This is a genomic window from Thalassotalea montiporae (assembly GCF_053485855.1).
Window position 1 is genome coordinate 292,459 of sequence record NZ_JBQRUO010000001.1, and the last position, 22,984, is coordinate 315,442.

Below are 22,984 nucleotides of genomic sequence, written 5' to 3' on the forward strand. Positions count from 1 at the left end.
GTGGATTTTTTTATGCCGACAAATGCTAGTCAAACTAAACGTAAAACTTACTTCTCGTTTGGCAGTAATAGATTAAGTGTTATTGCCGAGATTGCAGCCAACGCGATACCTTGTAGTTGGAATAAGCCCAAATCGAATTGCATACCGCCAAGGCCAAATACTAGGGCTACAGCGACAATCGCCATATTTTTACCTTTGCCAAGGTCGACTTGTGCAGTAATTAACGTTTTTAAACCAACAACAGCAATAGCGCCAAATAGTAATACCATAATGCCACCCATCACAGGTACAGGAATGGTTGCTAGTAGGGCGCCTGTTTTTCCTAGGAAAGATAAACCGATGGCAAAAACAGCCGCCCAAGTCATGATAACTGGGTTAAATGATTTGGTTAAAGCAACTGCGCCAGTGACTTCTGAGTAGGTCGTATTTGGTGGGCCACCGAAAAGTGCTGCAGCAGAAGTGGCTAAGCCATCGCCCATAAGTGTGCGTTTTAAGCCAGGCTTTTCGAGAAAATCTTTACCAGCCACATTAGAAATTGCCGTGATATCACCAATATGCTCAACTGCTGGCGCAATGGCTATTGGCAAAATAAACAGAATCGCTTCCCAGTGAAACTCTGGTGCAGTGAAATTTGGTAAAGCAAACCATGCAGCTTCACTTACGGAATCAAAATTAATGATGCCGAAGTATAACGAAAGCAAGTAGCCAACAGTTAAACCAATTAAAATCGGTACTAACTTAAATAACCCTTTACCTAATAGCGAAACCAATACTGTAACGGCTAGCGCCGTTAGCGAGATGGTTAATGCTGTACTTGCTTCAACCAACTGAACCGCGCCATCACCTGTTTTACCAAGTGCCATGTTCACACCAACAGGGGCTAAATTTAGGCCAATCACAATGATCACCGGCGCCACCACAACGGCAGGTAAAACGCGATGAATGATTTGGTTGCCTTGCCATGCCACAAGTAACCCCAGTGCCATATACAACACACCAGCGGCGGCTAGGCCAGACATGGTGGCGGCGATGCCCCAAGTGGCGACGCCGTAGCTAATAGGGGCGATAAAGGCAAAAGAAGAAGCAAGGAAAATAGGGACTTGGCGTTTCGTCACTAACTGAAACACCAAAGTACCAATACCCGCAGTAAACAGGGCAACGTTGGGATCTAATCCCGTTAAGATAGGCACTAAAACAAGCGCCCCAAAGGCTACAAACAGCATTTGTAACCCAAGTAATGGGGTTTTCAATTGCTGCATGTTACTTAGTACCGAAAATCTTATCGCCTGCGTCGCCTAGGCCAGGAATAATATAGCCTTTGTCATTTAAGTGATCGTCAACCGATGCGACATAAATATCCACATCAGGGTGCGCTGCTTCGAGCTTTTCGATACCTTCAGGAGAAGCTACCAAGAATAGGCCCATAATGTCTTTACAGCCTTTTTTCTTAAGCAAATCGATGGTGGCAATTAAGGTACCGCCAGTTGCCAGCATAGGGTCGACAATCAGTGCCGTGCGTTCGTCAATATCAGCAACCACCTTGTCAAAATATGGTACGGCTTCTAACGTTTCTTCATCACGATATAAGCCAACGACACTGACTTTGGCACTTGGTAGTAGCGACATAACGCCGTCTAGCATGCCTAAACCTGCACGTAAAATAGGCACTAGCGTGATTTTTTTACCCTTAATGTGCTCAACGTCAATTGGCGTACCTTGCCAGCCGTCAATGGTTTTTGTTTCTGTTGGTAACTGTCGTGTTGCTTCATAGGTCAGCAAAGTACCAATTTCAGAGCAAAACTCGCGAAAGCTTTTTGTACTAATGCCGTTAGCGCGCATTAAGCCAAGTTTGTGTTGAACAAGCGGGTGAGTAATTTCGTGAACAGCCATGGTTTTCCTTAATCAAAAATTTGTAATAATTATAACAATTTGTAGGTCAACTATGGCAGTAATAAAACGTAATGAATGACCTAGTGTTGATCTAAACAGCAAATTGAAGACTAAGTGCGCGAGCACGAGCGACTAGAGCTTATACTTTATTATCTAAAATCAAGAGCATAGATAGTTTGTTACATATTGTAACTTTAGTGCGACTTGGTTAGATTATGCTCTATTCCGATTAATCATATTTAATGTTTGTTGAAGTAGCAGTTACCCGCAGTTATTGGTAAAAGATAGCGCCGTAAGTTGCTTTAGAAATGAGGAAGTAATGAAAGCATTTCAGTCAATTTATCGAGCGTCTGCTTGGTCAACACCACTTGTCCAACATTCACCTGCACAGTTGGTTATGGCGTATGGCAATCGTGACTTTGCCTTAGACAAAACGCTTTATTCAGAACTTCAAGAATCTTTCCCTGATGCACAAATTGTCGGCTGCACCACCAGTGGTGAGATACAAAGTGCGCAGTTACACGATGACACCTTGTGTTTAACAGCGATTGAATTTGACCGTGTAAATGTCGAAGTTTTTAGCCAACTAGTATGTGATTTTGATAATAGTTTTCAACTTGGCCAAGCGTTAGCGCGTGGTATTCCAGCACAAGGTCTTAAGCACGCCTTTGTTATTTCTGACGGTCAGGCAATTAACGGCTCTGAGCTTATTGCTGGGATTAGTGGCGTGCTGCCAGAAAATGTTGTTGTTACCGGTGGGTTAGCGGGGGATGCCGCTAAGTTTCAAGAAACCATTGTTTGGCATAATGACCGAAAAGCCAGTGGCTTAGTTGTGATCGTTGGTTTATACGGCGATGCGTTAGTGGTTGGGCATGGTCACCTTGGTGGTTGGCGAGAGTTTGGCCCCATGCGCGAAATTACTCGTTCAGAAGACAATGAATTATTTGAAATTGACGGTAAACCAGCGCTTGAATTGTATAAAGAGTTTTTAGGTGAACATGCCGAAAACTTGCCAGCCTCTGCGCTACGTTTTCCGCTTGCTATGAAAACTGAGCAGCAAGAGCAACCTGTGGTGCGCACTATTTTAAATATTGATGAACAACGTCAAAGTATGATTTTTGCGGGCAATATGCCAGAGGGGGCAAGTTGCCAACTCATGCGCGCAAATTACGACCACCTTGTTGATGGCGCACAAGATTCAGCTGAGCAAGCACTCACTTTTTTTGACCAAATAGAACCTCAATTGGCAATATTAATTAGCTGTGTTGGCCGCAGATTAGTGCTGGCACAGCGCGTAGAAGAAGAACTCGAAATTGTTGAAGAAACCTTGCCAGCAAATTGTGCCATGACAGGTTTTTACTCCTATGGCGAAATTTCCCCCATTGTGCCTGCTGGTCGTTGTGGTTTGCATAACCAAACCATGACCATCACTTTGCTATCAGAGCTATCAGAGCTATCAGAGCTATCAAAGCTATCAGAGCTGTCGAGTGACTGAGTTACACAAGCTAGCCAAGCGCCAACTTAAACGCTTTGGCATTGACGATTCATTAAAAACAGAGCACCGAGATTATTTTGCTGCGGTGTCTGAAGCTTATGTCGGTTACGAGCAAGACGTTAGCACCCTTGAACGCTCTTTGTTTTTAATTTCGGAAGAGCTCAATGAGCGCAACACGCTGCTAAAAAATCAACTTGGTGAACTCAGCGAAACAAAAAACCAATTGCAATCATCGTTGAGTGTACTCAACGCTACCTTTGATGCGACGGGCGAAAACATTGTGGTTTACGATGTTGATGGCAATGTCGTGAGCATCAATTGCATGGGTCAAACATTTTTCCTGCAAAATGGTGTTACTGAATATCAACGTTGGTCGGCGCTACTATCACTATTTAAATATCCAAACCAAGCGGTTCAAGTTAAGCAAAAATTAGAAGAAGACCCAACGCGCCACATTAATGGGGTTATCGAGCTGAGCAGTAACCGCTTTTTTGAATATCGCTCTTTGCCACAAATAGCTGAGGGTAAACTCATCGGTCGTGTCTGGTGTTTTCGTGACATTACGCAGCAAAAAGAAAGTGAAGATTTAATTCAACACCAAGCCTACCACGATGCTTTGACGGGCCTGCCCAATCGCAACTTGCTATTAGATCGCGTTGAACACGCACTTGCATTAGCAAAGCGCTCAGAGCAGCTGTTAGCGGTTTTGTTTATTGATTTGGATAACTTTAAGCGCGTTAATGACACCGAAGGCCACAAAGCAGGGGACGAATTACTGATTGAATTAGTGCAACGAGTTAAATCTCGTTTGCGCGAGCAAGATACACTTGCTCGTCTGGGTGGTGATGAATTTGTCTTGTTGTTAGAGTCGGTCGCAAGTAAGCAGGACATTCGCGCACTGTGTGAGGAATTGCTGGCGATTTTAACCGAGCCATTTTGTCTTTCCGGTCGTCAGCACTTTGTCAGTTGTAGTATCGGTGTGGCGTGCTTTCCACAAGACGACAACAGCGCTGAACACTTAATTTTGAAAGCCGATATGGCGATGTACCAAGCAAAGGCACAAGGCAAAAATAACTACCAGTTTTATGATCAAAGCCTAGAGCAGCAAGCGATGTTGCAAGTAAAAGTTGAACGTGAATTGCGCAAAGCTTTGCAGGCAGATGAACTTGAGCCTTATTTCCAACCAAAAATTGATTTAAGCACAGGTGAGATCATCGGCGCAGAAATATTGATGCGCTGGTTTAAGCCAGATGGAAGCTCTATTCCTCCCGATATTTTTATTCCGGTCGCAGAAACTACTGGGCTTATCAGCCAAGTCGGTAAGAAGGCTATCGACTCTGCGTTTGAATGCATCAGTCAGTGGCAAAGCCAAGGGCTTAGTCATTTAAAACTCGCGATTAATTTATCGATTATTGAATTTCAAGATGCCGAGCTTATTCGCTATCTACTGAGTAAATGTGACGAAAGCAACGAGTGCGGAAGCCAATTGATTATTGAGCTAACTGAATCTATTTTCATGGAAAACAAAGAAGTCATCAGCCGTACGATGGAGCAACTTCGAACCCGTGGCATTGCGTTTGCACTTGATGATTTCGGCAAAGGTTATTCGTCATTTAGTTATCTGCAAATTCTGCCCATTGATTATTTGAAAATTGATAAGGCGTTTTTACAGGGAGTTACCACCAATAAACAAAGCGCAGCGATCACGCGTACCATTATTGATATTGGTCATAACTTGGAATTGTCGGTAATTGCTGAGGGGGTAGAAGATCAGGCAACGCTCGACTATGTGATGCGTGAACGTTGCCAAAGTGCACAAGGCTATTTCTTATACAAACCCATGCCGAAAAACGACTTTAACACGCTTATAAACCAAGAGTGTCAACAATCAGCTGCCGGCAGCCAATAGGCGATAATTGCCTATAGGCGAACGGCCTTTAAACCTCATTTCTCACTTAAAGCCCAGTTGCGAGTGCGAGTAAACCTGAAGTTAGTTAAGCTGAGGTATTAAAGCGACGAATCAAGGAGCTGACATTCGCGATGGTATCTTTTAGCTGCTGGCTGGCGCCAAACGACTCTTCTGCTGCCTGTTTAGCGACTGATGCACCTTGTGCGATATCACCCACTTGTTGGTTAATATGCTCAGCCACTGCGCTTTGTTCTTCAACTGCAGACGACATTTGAATTGTCATATCCGCAATATTGTCGACCGCCTTATTAATTTCGCCCAAAGCAATGCGCGTACCATCGACAATTTGCATGCCTTTTTCCGCTTCTTCTAAGCCTTGTTCAGACACTTCAGCAGCTTTTTGCGAGCGAGTGATCAACTTGTTAACAATACTATGAATTTCTTCGGTTGATTCGCGTGTACGCATTGCCAAGCTGCGTACTTCATCCGCTACCACAGCAAAGCCGCGACCTTGCTCACCCGCGCGGGCAGCCTCAATAGCGGCGTTTAAGGCGAGTAAATTAGTTTGCTCGGCTATGGATGAAATCATGGTTGCCGCTTGGTTAATCTCTTCTGTCGATTCGGCTAAGTCTTTTACTGTGCTGGCGATGGAAGTCACTGAGTTTTTCAGTTCCTCAATGGATTTTGCGGCTTGCTTAGCCTGCTGGTTACCATTGTTCACACTTGCCGCAGCTTCTTTAGCGCTACTTGCGTTACCTTCAACACGCTCGGTAACTTCTTGAATGGCACTCGACATTTCACTAATGGCGGAAGCAATGACTTGAACTGCTGTTTCTTGCTGTTCAATAACTTGGCTGGTTTTTTCTGCTTGATAGTGGGTTGTTTCGGCAACTTCAGCAAGCACCACAGAGGCGTCATCAATTCTTGTTAGGCCGGTTCTGCCGCGGGCTATTTCGCAAATTAGCGCTAGCTTAGCACGTGCCTGTGCTTGGTTAGCATTAAAGTAAGTTTGCGCTACGGTAGTATCTTTGTAGGCATCGGGCGCAATATTTAAAAACAATGACCATGACTTTTGCTGACTCTTAATGCTCCAATATCCACACAGCACCATCACCGCCGGGCCAATGAGCATTAACTCAGTAGAGTTGGTGAGCCAGCCAGCGCCAACACAGGCAAGGCCGCCGACGATAAAAGGTCTTATTTGCCGAGTAAAGTGGCGAATTGTGTCGCTAATTGGCAGTGCGGACTTATTTTGTTGCAACCTTTGATACGCTTGACTAGCTCGCTGTTTTTCTGGGTCAGTGGCGTTAACTCTGACTGATTCGTAACCAACGATATCATCGCCTTCAAAGATCGGGGTGACGAAGGCTGATACCCAGTAATGATCGCCGTTTTTGCGTCGATTTTTAACAATCCCCATCCAAATTTTGCCAGCGCGTAAGGTTTCCCACATTTCTTTGAACACGACACTTGGCATATCAGGATGGCGAACAATGTTGTGATTACTGCCGATAAGTTCGTCGCAGGTAAAACCACTAACTTCAACAAAAGCATCGTTACAGTGAGTAATTACGCCGCGCTTGTCGGTTGATGAGATAAGTCGTTGGCTAGTTGGGAATTGATACTCTTTCTGGCTGATATGACGGTCTTTATTCACGCTGTCTTCCTTTAATGCGAGTTAAGCAAAGGCTTAATTCATTGGACGTCTGATGATATTGCTTGTAGCTACCTGCTAGCGATATCTAGTTGCTAAATGATCAGGTGTAAACAAAATGGGTATTAAAAATGGAGTAAATCTAATGCCTTAATAGAGTGAGGTTTAATTAAACTATAGATGCAATTAGACTATTTGCACTTTATTTTGCTCTCCAAAAGGGCGGAGGATTATATTGTTACAGTGCTTATTGTTTCAACATCGAATTTGGTGGTCAGAGCTCTCTTTATAAGTGCTTATAGCTAAGTCTATATGAGCAGGTTTTTACCCTAGGAATACTCAACTTTTTGCTCATCGACTATGCTTATCTTTTGTTCGATTAAAATTTTTTTACAATTTGTGTCAATTTTTTTGACGGTGTCGGGTCTTATGCCCTGACTCATGAAAAACAAGCGGTATTTGAACAATTTTCAATACTGCGTTTAAGCCCCGGAGAAATTATGAAGAAAGCAACAAAGACTCATTTATCAGGCGCAGCAATGGCATTAGCGGCAGCTACTTTAGTTGGTTGTGGTGCAACTGCTTCTAACTCAGGTTCTGCTGGCAGCACAGTAGCAGCAACAAACACTAACACAGTTGAAATGGTTCACTGTTACGACGTTAACGTATGTAAAGGTCACAACGACTGTAAAACAGCAGAGCACGCATGTGCAGGTCAAGCATCTTGTAAAGGTACTGGCTTTGTTGGCATGCCAACTAAAGCGTGTAAAGATGTTGGCGGTACCGTTTCTGATGAATGGACTGGCCAAATTTCAACGGCTAACTTAGTACACTGCTACGGTGTTAACGTTTGTAAAGGTCACAACGACTGTAAAACTGCTGAAAACGCATGTGCAGGCCATGCAACTTGTAAAGGTACAGGCTTTGTTTCTACTACTGCGAAATCATGTGGCGATATCGGCGGTACTGTAGGCAAATAATATTAACTAAAAAGTATTAGTTAGTATGATTGGACAAGGTTGTTTAGTTACTTACGCTAAACAGCCTTGCGATAAAGTAAAGTAGTCAGTTGAATCTAGCGACAAACTCAATTGCTGCTTTACGTTACTTGACCTTACATAAACTTTGCGAGCAATTCGCATAGATCAACAAACTGACAATTTTCCTGTCATCATTAGCCTTTGAGTTTTTATCTACTCCCAAGCTCATTTACACTATCTCTATTACTAGACACGAGTGACTATTTTGAAAAAATTTCTAGGATTTGGCCTTGGCCTGCGAACGAATCATTACAATGATGTGATTGAACAAAAACCTGATGTTGATTGGTTTGAGATCATTTCAGAAAACTATATGGTTGCTGGTGGTAAGCCAAGATATTACCTTGACCAAATCAGAGAAAATTACCCTATTGTGATGCATGGGGTGTCGATGTCGATTGGTTCAACTGATCCATTGAATATGGAGTATTTGACCAAGTTAAAAACCTTAATTGCTGATGTGCAGCCAGAGTGGTTCTCTGATCATCTTTGTTTCACGTCGGTTGGTGGTGTTAACAGTCATGATCTACTGCCACTGCCATACACAGAAGAGTCATTAACTCACGTTGTTGAGCGCATTAAGCAAGTACAAGATTTTATGGGCCGCCAAATGCTGATGGAAAATGTATCCAGCTATTTAACGTATAAAACTGACGAGATGAATGAATGGCAGTTTTATCGTGAAGTTTGTGAGCAAGCTGACTGCCGCATGTTATTAGATATCAATAATATCTACGTAAGTGCGCGCAACCATGATTTTAATGCCATGGAATATTTACGCTCGTTAAACCCTCAGCGCGTGCAACAGTTCCATTTAGCAGGGCATTCTGACTTTGGAGATTATGTGGTTGATACCCATGATCACGATGTGCCAGATCCTGTCTGGCAACTATACAAAGAAGCATTAAAATTGTTTGGCCCGGTAAGCACTATGATCGAGCGCGATGCGAATATTCCCAGTTTTGCTGACTTAACGGCAGAGCTAAACATCGCACGAAATATTGCTGAGCAGCATATTCCCAATATTCGCAGCCAGATTGAAGTCTAGTCTGAGGTTGGTTAAATGAGTTCTCTTAAACAAATTCAACAAGACTTCCTGCACTTTTTACTGCATGGCAATGGCCCATTCGCCGAGCATGTTGTAAATGATCAAGGCTATATCAGCGCTGAGCAACGCGTGTCTATTTATGGCAACGCGTATCGTATTCGATTACAAGAAGTGGTTGAAACCGACCACGAGATTCTTGGCTTGTATTTAGGCGATGAGCTATTTGATAAAATGTTTGCGGGTTATCTTGATGCCTATCCATCAAAATTTGATTCATTGCGCCATTATTGCCAGTTTATTCCAGAGTATCTCGCCAATAATGCGCCTTTTAGTGAGCACCCGATATTAGCCGAATTAGCGCGTTTCGAGCGCTTACTATTGGCTGCCTTTGATGCCGCAGATATTGCGCGTGCTCAGCCGCAAGACTTAGCAGTAATTGCGCCTGAGTTATGGCCGACGATTCAAGTGCGTTTCCACCCAAGCATGCAACTCTTTAATGAGCGTTATAATGCAGTACGCAGTTGGCAGGCAATTAAAGGTAATCAAGCACCAGCGCCAGCAGCTGAACATACTCAAGAGCAGCATTGGTTGTTATGGCGTAATCACGATCGTTTAACCGAATTTAGGTCATTAGAAGCTGACGAGCGCTTTATGATTGAGCAGTACTTGCAAGGTGCAGACTTTGCTGACGTTTGTGAAGGCTTGCTAACATGGCATGAGCCTGAGCAAGTGCCTGTGTTTGCGGTGCAAAGCATCCAAACCTGGTTGCAACAAGGGCTGATCTATCAATTTAGAACGGCGAGTTAGATTGCCGTTGATATTAATTAAAACGCCGCAATAAATATTTAAATAACAAAAAAGGCCAGCAGTTTTGCTGGCCTTTTATTTTTGTTATTAGCTTTTTTTATTTGAGTTTAAAGTAACCCACATCGGATTTTAGTTGTTCAGACAATTCATGTAGTGAGTTTGTTGCACTATTGTTCGCTTGTAGCGAAGTGATTGAGTTTTCTGACATTTGGGCAATTTGCTCCATGGTATGAGCGATATCACCTATGGTTGTTACTTGATCGCTTGCAGCACTGGCTAATTCTTGAATGCGTGCCAGTGAATCAGTCGCTTGTTGTTCAATATTTTCCAATAAATCGGTTGCCTGCAAGGTCAGTGAACGGCCATTTTCAACTTGTGGCTGAGTTGTTTCCATTGCTGCTACGGAAGCCGCTGTTTCAGCTTGTACTTGGCCGATCATATTTTCAATCTCAGCGGTGGCTTCACCGGTGCGCTTAGCTAGCTGACGAACTTCATCGGCTACTACAGCAAAGCCTCGACCTGATTCACCTGCTCGCGCCGCCTCAATAGCGGCGTTTAATGCCAACAAGTTGGTTTGCTCTGAAATACCGCTAATCACATTGGCAATACCACCAATTTCTTTTGTACGTTCTTCAAGACGTCTAATTTGCTCTACTGTGCCGTTTACGGTATCAGAAATTCGCTCCATTTCTTTGGCGCTGGCATTGATTGCTTCACGCCCCTGCTTGGCATAGCTAGCGGTTGAACTTGAGTTCTCTTCAGTGCGAGATGCCGTTTGCGATACTTGGTCTATGTTGTCGCGCATAGTTTCTAGGCGAGCTGCGGTATCAGTGGTTAATGACGCTTGGTTTTGCGCGGCTTCATAGGCTTGTTCGGAGCCTGAAGATACCGTCATAGTCTGATGGCTTAGTTGGTCGGCGGCGTTAACAATATTGGCAACAATGCCACTTAGGGTGCTTTGCATGCTGTTCAGTGAGGCAAGCAAACTGTTGGCATCATGTGTTGTTACCTGACTAGTTAAATCGCCTTGTGCTATTTTTGCTAGCGCACCTGCGGCCTCATATGGCTCACCACCAAGTGAGCGGCGCATGCTTTTCTCAATCAGGTAACCAACGAATAGGCTAATCACTAAGGCGACGGCAGTAAGCGCGAGCATTAATTCTTGGAAGCCACTGGCAACCTCGCGTGCGGCTGGCGTTGCCTTTTGATTAGCGGTTTCTTGGTAATCGATAAATTCGTTGATCGCTGCTAACCAATCGATAAATGCAGGTCTAGCTTGTTCAAGCACTAAGTTGTTAATTTCACTCAGTTGATTACTCTTTTTCAATTGAATAATGTTTTCAACAATCGGTAACGTACGGGCTTGAATACGTTTAATTTTTTCTAAAATACTGCGTTCTTGGCTACTAAAATTGCTGGGGGCATCTATAAGCATTTGCTGCATCAAGCGTTCAGATTCTCGATAAAATCCAGCTAATTGGTTGATTTCACGTTCAAATGATTGAACTTCGGCGTTGTTTCTTGCGTTGGCTACATCTCTGATAGCAATCGCGCGGTCATGCACACTGCCACGATAGTTAATTGCGTATCGCTGTTTGACTGAGTTGATATCGGTAATCTCAGTCAGTGTGTGATCGATCACATTCACTTTCTGGATGCCAAGTGTGGTTAACACCAACATTAGTAGTAAGATAACGCCAAAGCCAATTGTCAGGCGGGTTTTAACTGGAAGTAGAGTTAAGTAATTTAACATTGAACGCTCGTCTTTTTATTTAATGTATTCACTTTACAGTGCTTTTGTCTTACTAAAGTTACTGTGATGATTGCCGTGATTTTTTGTTACAACCTAATGTTAGTTTAGTGTTGTTTTTATGTAATCGTTATTGCTGGGTTATGATTGTTTTGCCCTTATTTTCTTTTATTTTACATTGTTACTCAGATTACTCATTAAATTGGTTACTAAGTATTGCCAGTGTAGAGCTGAATAGCAGCCAATAAATTTCATTTTAATTTTAGATACTTATCTGTTTGTCAGCCAGTTGGGGCGTGTTGAAAATTAATATTTGTTAGCCTCAATTATCCTAATCCAATTAGAGCTAGACCTCACATGTCCAGTTGCTGAGTAAATAGCGGTAGATGTTCATCTTCCCGATGACTGACATATAAAATTGTGGTTTGCTGCATGGTGGCAAGCTGCTCAAGAAAGCCGAGCAGCATATGCCGGCTGGTTTCGTCTAACCCTTGTGTCGGTTCATCGAGCAATAGCATTAAGGGTGATTTTACTAAAGCGCGGGCAATCAATACGAGTCTTTGCTGACCATGACTTAAATCGTGAAATAGCGACTGGCTATGGTCTGCCAAGCCAATAATGGCAAGCCATTGTTTAGCATTGTCAATATGTTGCTGGCCAACCGCTTGATAGACACCAATGGAATCAAAGAAGCCAGAAATCACCACCGTCAGCACGTTACAACGTACGCGATAGGAGCGATGTAAATCTGAGCTTACCATGCCAATATGTTTTTTAATGTCCCAAATGGTTTCGCCGCTACCGCGCCGATAGCCAAACACCGTAACATCATTGGCAAAACACTGTGGGCAATCGCCGGAAATAAGCTGCAATGCAGTAGACTTGCCCGAGCCATTCTTACCTTGAATTAAGGTATGTTGCAGTGGTTTTATGGTTAAATTAAACCGTTCAAATACCGCTTTATCGCCATAGCGAACAGTGCAATCGACCAGCTTGGCTAAATACGGATGGGAGTAACTATCAAGCGGAAAGCGTTGATTGGGCCAGTTTACTTCAGCTCGTTGGCTGGCAAAGTAATGGTTAATTTGCTGGTCAATTGTGTGAGTTGTCTGACTTAGCTGATCGGTTAACACCTCCAATTGACCATGTGACATGGTGGCAAAGTGTTGGCAATCAGTGGGGATATCTTCACGGTTATTGATCAGGTAGATAACTTGAATCTCTTGCGCCATCAGCTGGTTAAACAGCAAGGCTAATTTATGGCGAGATTCTTTATCTAAGCTGTCATTCGGATTTTCGCAAATCAGCAACTTAGCGCCATCTGAGATTGCTTTAATGATCATCAGTTTGCGACTTTCACCTGTGCTGAGCTGGCGAAAGCCGGTGTCGAGTTTATGGCTCAAACCGATTAACTCTAACAACTTGAGGTTAGGTTCACTAAGCGGAACAAAATCACGGACGCGTCGGCCGATATCGAGTTTATTAAGCTCATCTGAGCGATCCCTTTTCAGTTCAACTTCATAGAGATTTTGCAACGCCTGAAAAGAAAGGACCGCGATCTTACCTTGTGTTGGCAAGGTTAAGTTGCTGGCTTGGTAACCGACTAAGTCACCATTAAACAGATCAAGTAAATATTGTTCTCCGCAGCCAAGCTGAGTTAACACACACCAGTGCTGGTTTGGTGATAATTGCCAATGGTCTATGGTTAGATTTGGGTGGCTGAGTTTATCAATGGTGAACATCTTGGCGCTTGAACCTTAGTTTTGCTATCACTGGTGACTATAGCCATTGAATATCAGTTTTTTCCAAAATAAGTCAAGCAGCTAGGATATTAATAACTGAATAAACACATCAATAACCACATAGATGCACAAGTCGAATTAGCCGTAGGCATTAACTAAGGAAGTAGTTATAGTATTTGCACTGTTTGCTATGTAGTTACTGGTTTGAATCTCGTCGTTTTACTTCCTTGTTATCTTGCTTTTTTACTGGTTAGCCTCAGTTTTTTTAGCATTGCCAATGCAACTGATTTTGCTGATTGCCAATCTTGTCATCGTCAGCAATATCAGGATTGGCTTAGTTCAGATCATCGACAAGCGATGCAGCCAGCCAACCGTAACACGGTAAAAGGAGATTTTAACAATGCACATGCAACGCACTATCAGCTGTCCGCACGCTTTTACCAAAAAGGCGGGGAATATTGGGCAGAATTAACTAAACAAGAGCAAGCGGAAGAACACAGCCAAATAAATCAGGCTGAGCAAGCGCAGCATTATCAATTTGCCTATACCTTTGGTCATTATCCGTTGCAGCAATACTTAGTGAAAACCGCTAACGGTAAAATGCAGGTATTTCCTTTTGCGTGGGATAGTAGAGCCGCAGAACAAGGTGGGCAGCGCTGGTTTCATATCTATCAAGAAGCTAATACCGAGCAAAGTGCCGAGCAAATTACCGAGCATGATCGCTTACATTGGTTACAGCCGCTACAAAACTGGAATGGCATGTGTGCCGACTGTCATTCTGATGGCTTTCAGCGAAACTATAATGCGCAAAAAGATAGTTTTGACAGCAAGTGGCAAGCAGATAATGTTGGCTGCCAATCGTGTCATGCTGGCTATCAACAAGCACATCCTAAAGTAAACCCGCAAGTGCAAGCAAAAGTTCAATCGAATGACAGCATAAATAGTAAAGATGTCGGTAGTTGGCAACGAAACCAGTTGCCAACAGCGCACTGGCAAGGTACGGCAAGGGAGGCAAGCGATATGTGGAATTGCTTTGCTTGTCATTCGCTGCGTACCCCACTAACCGATGGCTTTAGCGCTAATGAGCACTATCTCAACCAGTTTTCCCCTAGTTTATTAAATGCGCCGCTTTATCACGCCGATGGCCAAATTAAAGAAGAAGTCTATGTGATGGGATCATTTTTACAGAGCAAAATGTATCACCAAGGGGTGCAATGTGTGGATTGTCATAACCCGCATTCCGGCAAAGTGAAAATTAACGGTAACGGCCTGTGCCTACAATGTCACTCACCACAAGTGTTTAACGATAAAACGCATCATGGCCACAGTGATAATTCACAAGGCTCGCAATGTGTTAATTGTCATATGCCAACGACTACGTATATGGGGGTTGATGCCCGTCGTGATCATAGTTTTAAAGTGCCTAATCCTGAGCTCGCCAAACAGTTTGATACACCACTTGCTTGTTTAACCTGTCATCCAGCGCAGAATGCTGACTGGGCACAGATTAAAATAGCAAGCTGGCAAGCAGACTCAGTAAAAAGCTCCCAAAAAGCCGCTAAACATCAGCTAACCTTTGATTATGCTAGTTTTATCGCTGGCAAAGCGTCTCACCCAGAGCGGCTAGCGCGCTTGCTAGATGATCCGCAATTATCGGCTATTCAAAAAGCGAGTTTGCTGGCGCAACTACCTTTATTAACCCAGTCGTTACCAGGCAATTGGTTGGCGGGATATTTACAGCACGAGTCACCATTAATTCGCATGGCAGCAGCAAACCTTGGCGCCTTATTATCTGCATCAGATAAACAGCGCTATATGCTGCCGGTGTTAGCCGATCAATTTAAGGCAGTGCGCATTGCTGCGCTATCCAGTTTATTGGGCACTCATATTCCAGCAGCTTATGCTAAGCAATATGCGCAAGTCTTTAATGAGCTCAGCACAGCACAGGCACAAGTAGCATGGCGTGGGGAAGGGCGTGTTAATATTGCTCTGCGACAGTTAGCACTAGGACAGACCGAACAAGCAATCAACCAGTTAACACAGGCCATCGCGATAGATCCTTATTTCGAAGCCAGCTATATCAATTTGGCGGATATTTATCGCAATCTCGCTAAGGTAAATGAGGAAGTTGAAATCTATCAGCAAGGTTTAGCTGTGCTGCCAAAATCCGCGACGTTACACTACGCCATGGCATTGTCTTGGGTACGCCAGCAGCAATATCGTCAGGCGTTAACCAGTTTGGCACAAGCAACGCAGTTGGCACCGAATGAAGATCAGTATCATTACACTTATGCGTTGGCGCTAGAAAAAGTAGCAGGTAGGCCTGAAGCATTAAGCTATGTGCAGCAGGCATTGGTGAGCTTGCCACAATCGGTACTGCTAAGAAATCTTGAGCAGTACTTTATCTCGACTACCGATGCCGATGTTGAAAACCAAGGCTGATATTGGCAATTAACATCGGCAGTCGAATTTAGCCTTAGAGACTAGCTGAAAAGTGCAGCGCTTATGCAGGCTCTGTTAGTGATAGGGTAGGTGCGCCGTAAACTAGTTGGCCATCAATCACGGTTGCTTGCACATCATAATTGTCGTCAACAATGGCAAAACAGGCGCGTTTACCTACTTTAATGCTGCCTAACTGATCGTCGATGCCAAGAAATTCGGCAGGTCGTAAGCTGGCGGTATGGACGGCATCAAGCGCTGGAATATCTGCAAGCTTGATCAAATTAGCGACTGCTTGCTCTAAGGTTAAAGTGCTGCCGGCAAGGGAACCTGTGTCTGTGCGAGCAATACCTTCGTTAACAAATACATCCAACATCCCAAGGCGATATTGACCATCGTTAAGCCCACCAGCAACAATACAATCACTGATCAAGCCCATTTTCTCTGCGCCTTTTAAGCGATAGATCAGTTGCAAAATCGCAGGGTGCAGATGAATGCCATCGGCGATCACTTCGACATAGGCATCTTGTTCAAGTAGCACTGCACCAGCACAACCGGGGTCGCGATGATGAATACCTTTCATGCCATTAAACACATGTACCCCACCACAGGCACCCGCATGCAAGGCATCGCAGGTTTGCTGATAGTTCGCCGAGGTATGGCCAAGCATAGTGCGAATCCCTTTGCTTTTTAGGTAGGGAATAATGTGTTCAGAATTTTCTAATTCCGGTGCTAGTGCTACAACTTTTAATGAGCCTTGTGCGGCATCGATAATGGCATCGATATTGTCTTTGGTAAGTGGCAAAAAGTATTGCTCGTCGTGGGCGCCTTTATGATCTTTGGTAAAGAACAAACCTTCGTTGTAGGCTCCTAACACTTGTGCACCGCTGGGCTGTTGATGATAAGCCTCGCCAACACAACGAAATGCGTCGAGCGTATTTTGCCACGTAGAGGTCACTGTGGTACCTAAAAAGCCGACGACACCATGCTTAGCCAATGAGCGTGAAATGGTTTCAATTGACTCGAGTTTAGCGTCCATAATGTCACAACCTTCACGGCCGTGAATATGGAGATCAAGAAAGCCGGGTAAGACACTATTATCGCCTAAATCGAGAACCGGTAAATCTGCACTTGGGCTTTGCTCGATAGCGACGATTTGCCCTTGCTCGATTAACACATAGGCATGTTCAAGTACTTGCTGCTCAGTAAAAATTTGCTTAGCGGTAAGGTAGAAGCGAGCCGGTAGTGGCTGATTTTTTTGTGTATCTAGCGGTAAGTTCACAAACGCTCTCCATTTACGTCATTCTTAGTCAATTGTGTTCCCAGAATTGCGGCGCCGCGCACGCCACTGGAATCACCGAATTTCGCTGCTTGTACTGGTGGCACTTCAACACCGGCAAACAGGTGTTTGGCAATAGCGGCTGGTAGCGCTTCAATAATCGCGGTAATTTTTGATAAGCCTCCACCAACAACAATAACATCGGGATCATAACTTAACACTAGGCTTGCAAAGGCAGCGCCGAGTAGATCCATATAACAGTCAAAGGTTTGTTTGGCGACGGGGTCACCAGCCTTCAGCTGTTCAACAAAGACCTTGGTATCGGCTTGGTCGGCACCAAAATGCTGGTAAAGCTTAGCTAAACCAGGGCCGGCAATATAAGTTTCGTAGCAGCCTTTTAGGCCACAACCACAGGCGTTGATTGGTAATTGATATTGATTAATCACGCTGGCCGACGCGGCAATATGGCCATATTCACCAATAATATTTTGGCGACTTTTAGCCAGTTGACCATTAATACAGAATCCGCCCGCAGCACCCGTACCGATTATGGCACCGTAAACATTCATTTTGCCATCGCCCGCACCACCGTTGGCTTCAGAGAGCGCAAATAAATGGCAATCATTAGCAATGTGTATTGGTTGCGCCAATGCTTGTTGTAAGTCTTGCGCAAGTTGTTGACCCGTTGCGCAAGGGATATTGGCGGATTTTACCCGTCCTTGTGAATCGATAATGCCCGGCATACCAATGCCAATAGTGTTAGTGGCACCAAATTTTTGCTCAGCTTGCTGCACTAGGCCAGCAACTGTGGCAATAAATGCTTGGTAGTTGTCTGTTGGGGTTGGTGTACGCCAGCTGTCGACTAAATTCAGCTGGTTATCGAATACGGCAATTTCTATTTTTGTGCCACCAATATCCAGCCCGTAGCAGTATTGCGCTGGGCTGGATTGTGCTGAGCTGGATTGTGCTAAGCTAGATTGTGATCTGGCTGCCGTAGTGACAGCTGCATTAACTGCAGGCTTCATGGCTTACTGCTCTAACGAATAAATGGTTACCCCTTGAACCACGCGGTTGACTTCACCAGTTGGGCAAGGGTTATCTGGCGTTAGTTTAGCATTAATTGATTTGAAAAAGGCCAGTATCTGGCAATAGACAATATAAGGTAAACCCGCCCAAACATCCTGCAATTTGTCATTGCTGCCAAAGCTGGTATTGTCCAGTGCGGTAATGGCTAAAGCTTGATCGTCGCGAATCAGCTCTGCCAATAAATCTTCATCGTATTGCTGGGTATAAGCATCGCTTGAAGTGAGTAAGATCACTTCGGTGGTTGCGTCCATTAACGATTTTGGTCCGTGACGAAAACCCATTGGACTCTCGCAATAACTTAGGGTTTGACCTGCCGTCAATTCTAAACATTTTAATGCGGCTTCGCGGGCGATCCCTTGTAAGCCACCTGAGCCGAGGAAGACTAAGCGTTGGCACGAACGCTCGGCGGCTTGCTTTAAACTACTAATGCCGTGTTCTAGTAAGGTTTCGCTCCATTTTGCTGCGGCTTCCAACTGTAATTGATCGGGTGTGAAAATCGCTAAGGTACTAACCAACATAGAAGTAAAACTACTGGTCATGGCAAAACTTTGATCTAAGGTACCTGCTGGCATCAACAGCGAAAATGCATTTGAATTTTGCTCGGCATTTACCGCTAATGCGCCTTCTGGATTACAGGTGAGTACCAAGTGATAACATTGGTCGACCACTTGGTTGGCAAGCTCTATCGCGGCAACGCTTTCTGGGCTATTGCCAGAGCGACCATATGAGATCACTAACGTGGGGGATTGCTTGAGTAAATACTGAGTCGGGCAGGCAACCAAATCTGTGGTGCTGATTGCTTCAAATACTTGGCCGGTATGCTGCGTTAAATGTGGTGCTATGCTTTCGCCAACATAAGCTGAGGTACCAGCACCAGTTAAAATAATGCGCAGTTTCGGCTGGGCTAATATCGGCTCAAGCCAGTTATTTAATTGCTCGCGCTGAAGGTTGACATTGGCTGCAGCTTGACGCCAAATTGCTGGCTGTTGCTCAATTTCTTTTGCTGTCCAATAACCATTGTTGGCTTTAAGAAATTCTTCACTGTAGGTTAAGTAAGTGCTCATTGGCTTTCCTAAATTTAATTCGTTGGTACTTTTTCGTCTGCGATTAGCTGGCAACTTGGCCATAACAGGCATTGGCGTAGCTATTGGTTACTTGCTTGATCTTAGCTTTGACTAAAGCATGAGGGTCAGCGGTTAATTGGCCATTGCGAATTGCGCGGTATTGCTCTGGCAGAAACTGGCTGATCAGCGGCAGTGGAATATCGATTTTCGCTAAGTTGCTTAGCAAGGTTTCGGTTGCCGCTTGAATGCGCTCGTTAGGCCAATAGTAGCGAATACGATCACTGTAACTATAGCGACGATACAATTCTCCTTTACTCGCAGGTACTGGGTAGAAGCGTTGCCAGTTGGTGGGCATTTCTAGCATTTCCTGCTCACAAATATCGCGCAGATAGGAGCGCTGCTCATTGGCGACAAGCTGCTCTTCTATATAACTAAGCGCAAATAAGGCTTCGCGCAGCGCAAAAGTTAATTGCGGGCCTACTTTTAAAATAGCGAAATGATCTTTCACAAGATCGATATAGGCTTGATCGTTTTGATAGTCGGTGGAATGCGCTTCATAGACCACTTGCGGTAGCTCTTGTACGCAGGCTTTAAGCGCCTGCGCTTTATCGGATTGATAGTCAATTAAACTGGTGTGATCAAACTCAACCCCCGGCTGCACTACTAAGCCAACGACACGCTGCCACGCTTGGCTAAGTCCCGCTTGTTCAAATGCTTGCTGATGTAGCTGATAGGTTTGTTTAACCCGGCTTACTGGGGTTAGCGCTAATTCATCAATTTCTTCAGTGGCGCCACCCGGCGGAGGTACTTCAGTGCCGACAATATAGACTAAATCTGTGTCGCCAAACGTTTTAATTGCGGTTTGCTCGGCAATGGCACAGAGGCGGGCGGCGCGCAGTGCGACGGTTACATCGGGTAGGTTAGTAGGGTCATCTGCGCATGGCATACTGGTATCTAAGTGAATTTTCTTAAAACCAGCAGCGACATAGCTGGCAATTAACGCATCTGCTTTGTTCATCGCCTGTTCGGCGGGTTCATTAACCCAACAAACAGGGCCAAGATGATCGCCACCTAAAATTAACTGCTCACGTGGATAATCAAGCTTATCGGCAATGGCACCAACAAATGCCATAAAGTCAGCGGGTAACATACCTGTGTAACCACCAAATTGATTTACCTGATTAGCGGTTGCTTCAATCAGCAGCGGTGTATTGTCTTGCTTGGCTTGTTCGATTGCAGCTTCAATGACCATAGGATGGGCAGAGCAAACAGAGTAAATACCGCAGGCTTGGCCATTGCGGTTAGCGGAAACTATATCGCGGATATCAGGCATCTTTTTTCTCGATTGGCAGTGAGTGTTGATTACATTTTGATCTTATCTTAACAGTGAAAATGAAACTTTCAATATCTTTCATTTGTATTTTTTGTGACTTTCTTAATGTTTCTTTGATAAGCGTTCATTAAGGTTTTGCATCATAAATGGCAAGTGAAAGGAATTTTTAATGGATGCTTGCAATTATTTCGAGATATGAATACAGTTTATGAAAGCAAATGAAAGTTAGCTGTTCATTATTGTTCAAAAACGACTGTTAATGAACGATTGTTAATAAATGGAAGAGGGAGACGAAAATAATGCCAACAAAAGTGTCTAATACCTTACCGATCGCCATCATTGGCGGGTTATTTTTTATATTTGGTTTTGTGACTTGGTTAAATGGCTCGTTAATTCCCTTCTTGCAAATCGCCTGTGAATTAAACCATATGGAAGCCTACTTGGTGACCATGGCCTTCTATATTGCCTATACCGTGTTTGCCTTACCCATGGCGGCTATTCTCAAGCGAACTGGCTATAAAAATGGCATGATGCTGGGATTATTATTAATGGCGGTCGGCGCGCTTATTTTTATTCCTGCAGCAGAGTTTCGTACTTACAGTATCTTCTTAGTTGCCCTATTTGTGCTCGCTTCTGGCTTAACCATTTTGCAAACCGCAGCTAACCCTTACATTGTTTTATTGGGGGATAAAGACAAAGCGGCGATGCGCATCAGTATTATGGGCTTTCTCAATAAAGGCGCAGGCTTTCTAGCACCACTGGTATTCACGGCACTAGTACTTAGCGATATGTCACAATTTAGTGAAGCGTATTTAGCCACCTTAAGCCCAGAGGCGAAAGCGCGAGCATTATCTGAGTTATCGTCACGTCTGGTCATGCCATATATCATTATGGCGATTGTCTTGTCAGCATTGGCGGCGTTGATCAAGTTTTCGCCGTTACCTGAACTGGAAGCAGAAAGCGATAGTGATGATGAAGCACAGGATAGCTGGGCGATTCTGGGTCATCCAAAACTGATTTTTGGCGTCTTCGCGCTATTTTTCTATGTCGGTGTTGAAGTGGTTGCTGGTGACACCATTGGCTTGTTTGGTAAAGAAATGGGCGTAGCGAATTTTGGCCAACTGACCGCCTATACTATGGCCTTTATGATGCTAGGCTATGTGCTGGGTATGATTTGTATCCCGCGAGTTATTTCGCAGGAAAATGCCTTGGTGGCTTCCGCGTTACTTGGTTTAGTGTTAACGACTTTACTATTAAGTGCCGACACAACTAGCTATAGCGTATGGAACAGCTTATTGGCGTGGACGGGAATAACGGCATTGCCTAATGTGGTGCTTTATGTTGCGGCACTTGGCTTAGCCAATGCTCTAGTTTGGCCAGCGATTTGGCCGATGGCGCTTGATGGCTTAGGTAAACTGACAAGCATAGGTTCAGCGCTATTGATCATGAGTATCTCGGGTGGTGCCATTATGCCGATGGTGTATGGCGCTTTGGTGGAGTCGAGTGGTAACTCACAAAGTTCGTATTGGATCATGTTACCTTGTTATCTGGTGATACTCTGGTATGCGGTTTATGGTCATAAAATTGCGCGCTGGTCAAAATCAAAAGCGATTGCAAAACATGTATAATCGTCGCCAGTTAGCAATATCTGAGAGCTGTAATGTCAACTCTAGAGCGTAGACAAAGTATTTTAAGCCTGTTGCAAGCAGATGGCCGAGTCGAAGTACCGGCCTTAGCTGCGCAATTTGCGGTGTCGACCGTTACCATTCGCACCGATCTCAATTATTTGGATAAGAAAGGGCTATTGGTGCGTTCGCACGGCGGTGCTGTGGCCAGTGAGCGGATCACGAAAGCACTTTCACAAGAATTATCAATTGGTGAGAAAAAGCAGCAAAATCATGCCATTAAAGAGGCGATTGGGGAACGTGCTGCGCAGTTTGTTGAACATGGTGATAACCTAATTATTGATTCCGGTACCACCACTTTGGAAGTTGCCAAAGCACTGTTTGCCAAGGAAAACTTAGTGGTGATGACCAATGGCCTCAATATCGCCTCTGAGTTAGCTAAGCATCCGTCGTCAGAGGTTATGGTAACGGGCGGGCAACTTAGAAAGAAATCTCTGTCGTTTTATGGACGTCAAGCGGAAGCTAGTTTAAGCAGTTATCGCTTTAATAAGTTATTTCTCGGTGTTGATGGCTTTGATGTTGCGACTGGCATTACCACACATTTTGAACCAGAAGCCCATTTAAATCGCGTGATGTGCCAAGCTAATGTGGAAATTATTGCGGTTGCTGACTCGTCTAAGTTTAGTAAGCAGGGGCTGCATATTATTTGTGATGTTGCGGATATTGATGTGCTAATTACCGATAGCAAGTTACCACAAGCGTATCAGCAAGCATTGATTGATGCCGGTATTCGACTTGAATTAGTGGAAGCCGACTAAGTTAC

At 44.3% G+C, this 22,984-nt stretch carries 17 protein-coding genes; 8 read left to right on the forward strand and 9 right to left on the reverse strand.

Annotation, left to right across the window (positions count from 1 at the left end; genetic code table 11):
* Positions 1-47 precede the first annotated feature (47 nt).
* On the reverse strand, positions 48-1,259 hold the full coding sequence (locus ACSLUR_RS01295; RefSeq protein ID WP_448551093.1) for a uracil-xanthine permease family protein: 1,212 nt from the start codon (positions 1,257-1,259) through the stop codon (positions 48-50).
* A gap of 1 nt (position 1,260) precedes the next feature.
* A complete protein-coding gene (gene upp / locus ACSLUR_RS01300; protein WP_115998999.1) occupies positions 1,261-1,890 on the reverse strand; it encodes a uracil phosphoribosyltransferase in 630 nt (209 codons plus the stop codon).
* A gap of 319 nt (positions 1,891-2,209) precedes the next feature.
* On the opposite strand from upp, the gene ACSLUR_RS01305 reads away from it, so the two are divergent.
* Positions 2,210-3,385: an FIST signal transduction protein gene (locus tag ACSLUR_RS01305; protein WP_448551096.1), complete on the forward strand. Its 1,176-nt coding sequence runs from the start codon at positions 2,210-2,212 to the stop codon at positions 3,383-3,385.
* Complete coding sequence (locus ACSLUR_RS01310) at positions 3,378-5,294, forward strand: putative bifunctional diguanylate cyclase/phosphodiesterase (RefSeq protein ID WP_448551098.1); 1,917 nt, start codon at positions 3,378-3,380, stop codon at positions 5,292-5,294. Before ACSLUR_RS01305 ends, ACSLUR_RS01310 begins: the two co-directional genes overlap by 8 nt.
* Positions 5,295-5,379: 85 nt before the next feature.
* On the opposite strand, the gene ACSLUR_RS01315 is transcribed toward ACSLUR_RS01310, so the two are convergent.
* Positions 5,380-6,951, reverse strand: coding sequence for a methyl-accepting chemotaxis protein (locus tag ACSLUR_RS01315; RefSeq protein ID WP_448551100.1), 1,572 nt, complete (start codon positions 6,949-6,951; stop codon positions 5,380-5,382).
* A gap of 497 nt (positions 6,952-7,448) precedes the next feature.
* Between ACSLUR_RS01315 and bufA2 the strand changes: the two genes are divergently transcribed.
* The 3 genes from bufA2 to ACSLUR_RS01330 all read left to right on the forward strand — a co-directional run bounded on the left by bufA2 (position 7,449) and on the right by ACSLUR_RS01330 (position 9,843).
* Positions 7,449-7,928 carry a BufA2 family periplasmic bufferin-type metallophore gene (gene bufA2 / locus ACSLUR_RS01320; protein ID WP_115999003.1) on the forward strand — a complete coding sequence of 160 codons (480 nt, stop codon included), beginning with the start codon at positions 7,449-7,451 and terminating at the stop codon, positions 7,926-7,928.
* 262 nt (positions 7,929-8,190) lie between these two features.
* Complete coding sequence (gene bufB / locus ACSLUR_RS01325; protein ID WP_448552956.1) at positions 8,191-9,036, forward strand: MNIO family bufferin maturase; 846 nt, start codon at positions 8,191-8,193, stop codon at positions 9,034-9,036.
* Positions 9,037-9,051: 15 nt separating this feature from the next.
* The gene (locus ACSLUR_RS01330; protein WP_448551103.1) at positions 9,052-9,843 is read left to right on the forward strand and encodes an HvfC/BufC family peptide modification chaperone; all 792 of its coding nucleotides are present in this window, start codon (positions 9,052-9,054) and stop codon (positions 9,841-9,843) included.
* Between the two features lie 97 nt (positions 9,844-9,940).
* Here ACSLUR_RS01330 and ACSLUR_RS01335 read toward each other — a convergent pair whose 3' ends face one another.
* Together ACSLUR_RS01335 and ACSLUR_RS01340 are read right to left on the reverse strand one after the other, a co-directional pair.
* The gene (locus ACSLUR_RS01335) at positions 9,941-11,596 is read right to left on the reverse strand and encodes a methyl-accepting chemotaxis protein (RefSeq protein WP_448551105.1); all 1,656 of its coding nucleotides are present in this window, start codon (positions 11,594-11,596) and stop codon (positions 9,941-9,943) included.
* A gap of 350 nt (positions 11,597-11,946) precedes the next feature.
* Positions 11,947-13,335, reverse strand: coding sequence for an ATP-binding cassette domain-containing protein (locus tag ACSLUR_RS01340; protein ID WP_448551107.1), 1,389 nt, complete (start codon positions 13,333-13,335; stop codon positions 11,947-11,949).
* Between the two features lie 204 nt (positions 13,336-13,539).
* Between ACSLUR_RS01340 and ACSLUR_RS01345 the strand changes: the two genes are divergently transcribed.
* Positions 13,540-15,777, forward strand: coding sequence for a multiheme c-type cytochrome (locus tag ACSLUR_RS01345; protein ID WP_448551109.1), 2,238 nt, complete (start codon positions 13,540-13,542; stop codon positions 15,775-15,777).
* Positions 15,778-15,838: 61 nt separating this feature from the next.
* Here ACSLUR_RS01345 and nagA read toward each other — a convergent pair whose 3' ends face one another.
* From nagA to ACSLUR_RS01365, 4 genes are read right to left on the reverse strand one after another with little or no spacing between them, the layout of a single operon-like run.
* Positions 15,839-17,056 carry an N-acetylglucosamine-6-phosphate deacetylase gene (nagA, locus tag ACSLUR_RS01350; RefSeq protein WP_448551111.1) on the reverse strand — a complete coding sequence of 406 codons (1,218 nt, stop codon included), beginning with the start codon at positions 17,054-17,056 and terminating at the stop codon, positions 15,839-15,841.
* On the reverse strand, positions 17,053-18,078 hold the full coding sequence (locus ACSLUR_RS01355; protein WP_448551113.1) for an ROK family protein: 1,026 nt from the start codon (positions 18,076-18,078) through the stop codon (positions 17,053-17,055). Before ACSLUR_RS01355 ends, nagA begins: the two co-directional genes overlap by 4 nt.
* 3 nt (positions 18,079-18,081) lie before the next feature.
* Entirely contained in the window at positions 18,082-19,203 is a 1,122-nt protein-coding gene (locus ACSLUR_RS01360; protein ID WP_448551115.1) for an SIS domain-containing protein, read from the reverse strand.
* 43 nt (positions 19,204-19,246) lie between these two features.
* A complete protein-coding gene (locus ACSLUR_RS01365; protein WP_448551117.1) occupies positions 19,247-20,536 on the reverse strand; it encodes a D-tagatose-bisphosphate aldolase, class II, non-catalytic subunit in 1,290 nt (429 codons plus the stop codon).
* A gap of 299 nt (positions 20,537-20,835) precedes the next feature.
* Here ACSLUR_RS01365 and ACSLUR_RS01370 point away from each other — a divergent pair, with 299 nt between their 5' ends.
* Together ACSLUR_RS01370 and agaR are read left to right on the forward strand one after the other, a co-directional pair.
* Complete coding sequence (locus ACSLUR_RS01370; protein WP_448551119.1) at positions 20,836-22,164, forward strand: sugar MFS transporter; 1,329 nt, start codon at positions 20,836-20,838, stop codon at positions 22,162-22,164.
* A gap of 32 nt (positions 22,165-22,196) precedes the next feature.
* Positions 22,197-22,979, forward strand: coding sequence for a transcriptional repressor AgaR (agaR, locus tag ACSLUR_RS01375; RefSeq protein WP_448551121.1), 783 nt, complete (start codon positions 22,197-22,199; stop codon positions 22,977-22,979).
* The last annotated feature ends 5 nt before the right edge of the window (positions 22,980-22,984 follow it).

Bases quoted from the DNA above. Each gene is read 5' to 3' on its own strand.
- ACSLUR_RS01295 (WP_448551093.1), bottom strand. From the start codon at position 1,259: ATGCAGCAATTGAAAACCCCATTACTTGGGTTACAAATGCTGTTTGTA.
- upp (WP_115998999.1), bottom strand. From the start codon at position 1,890: ATGGCTGTTCACGAAATTACTCACCCGCTTGTTCAACACAAACTTGGC.
- ACSLUR_RS01305 (WP_448551096.1), top strand. From the start codon at position 2,210: ATGAAAGCATTTCAGTCAATTTATCGAGCGTCTGCTTGGTCAACACCA.
- bufA2 (WP_115999003.1), top strand. From the start codon at position 7,449: ATGAAGAAAGCAACAAAGACTCATTTATCAGGCGCAGCAATGGCATTA.
- ACSLUR_RS01330 (WP_448551103.1), top strand. From the start codon at position 9,052: ATGAGTTCTCTTAAACAAATTCAACAAGACTTCCTGCACTTTTTACTG.
- ACSLUR_RS01335 (WP_448551105.1), bottom strand. From the start codon at position 11,596: ATGTTAAATTACTTAACTCTACTTCCAGTTAAAACCCGCCTGACAATT.
- ACSLUR_RS01340 (WP_448551107.1), bottom strand. From the start codon at position 13,335: ATGTTCACCATTGATAAACTCAGCCACCCAAATCTAACCATAGACCAT.
- ACSLUR_RS01355 (WP_448551113.1), bottom strand. From the start codon at position 18,078: ATGAAGCCTGCAGTTAATGCAGCTGTCACTACGGCAGCCAGATCACAA.
- ACSLUR_RS01360 (WP_448551115.1), bottom strand. From the start codon at position 19,203: ATGAGCACTTACTTAACCTACAGTGAAGAATTTCTTAAAGCCAACAAT.
- ACSLUR_RS01365 (WP_448551117.1), bottom strand. From the start codon at position 20,536: ATGCCTGATATCCGCGATATAGTTTCCGCTAACCGCAATGGCCAAGCC.
- ACSLUR_RS01370 (WP_448551119.1), top strand. From the start codon at position 20,836: ATGCCAACAAAAGTGTCTAATACCTTACCGATCGCCATCATTGGCGGG.
- agaR (WP_448551121.1), top strand. From the start codon at position 22,197: ATGTCAACTCTAGAGCGTAGACAAAGTATTTTAAGCCTGTTGCAAGCA.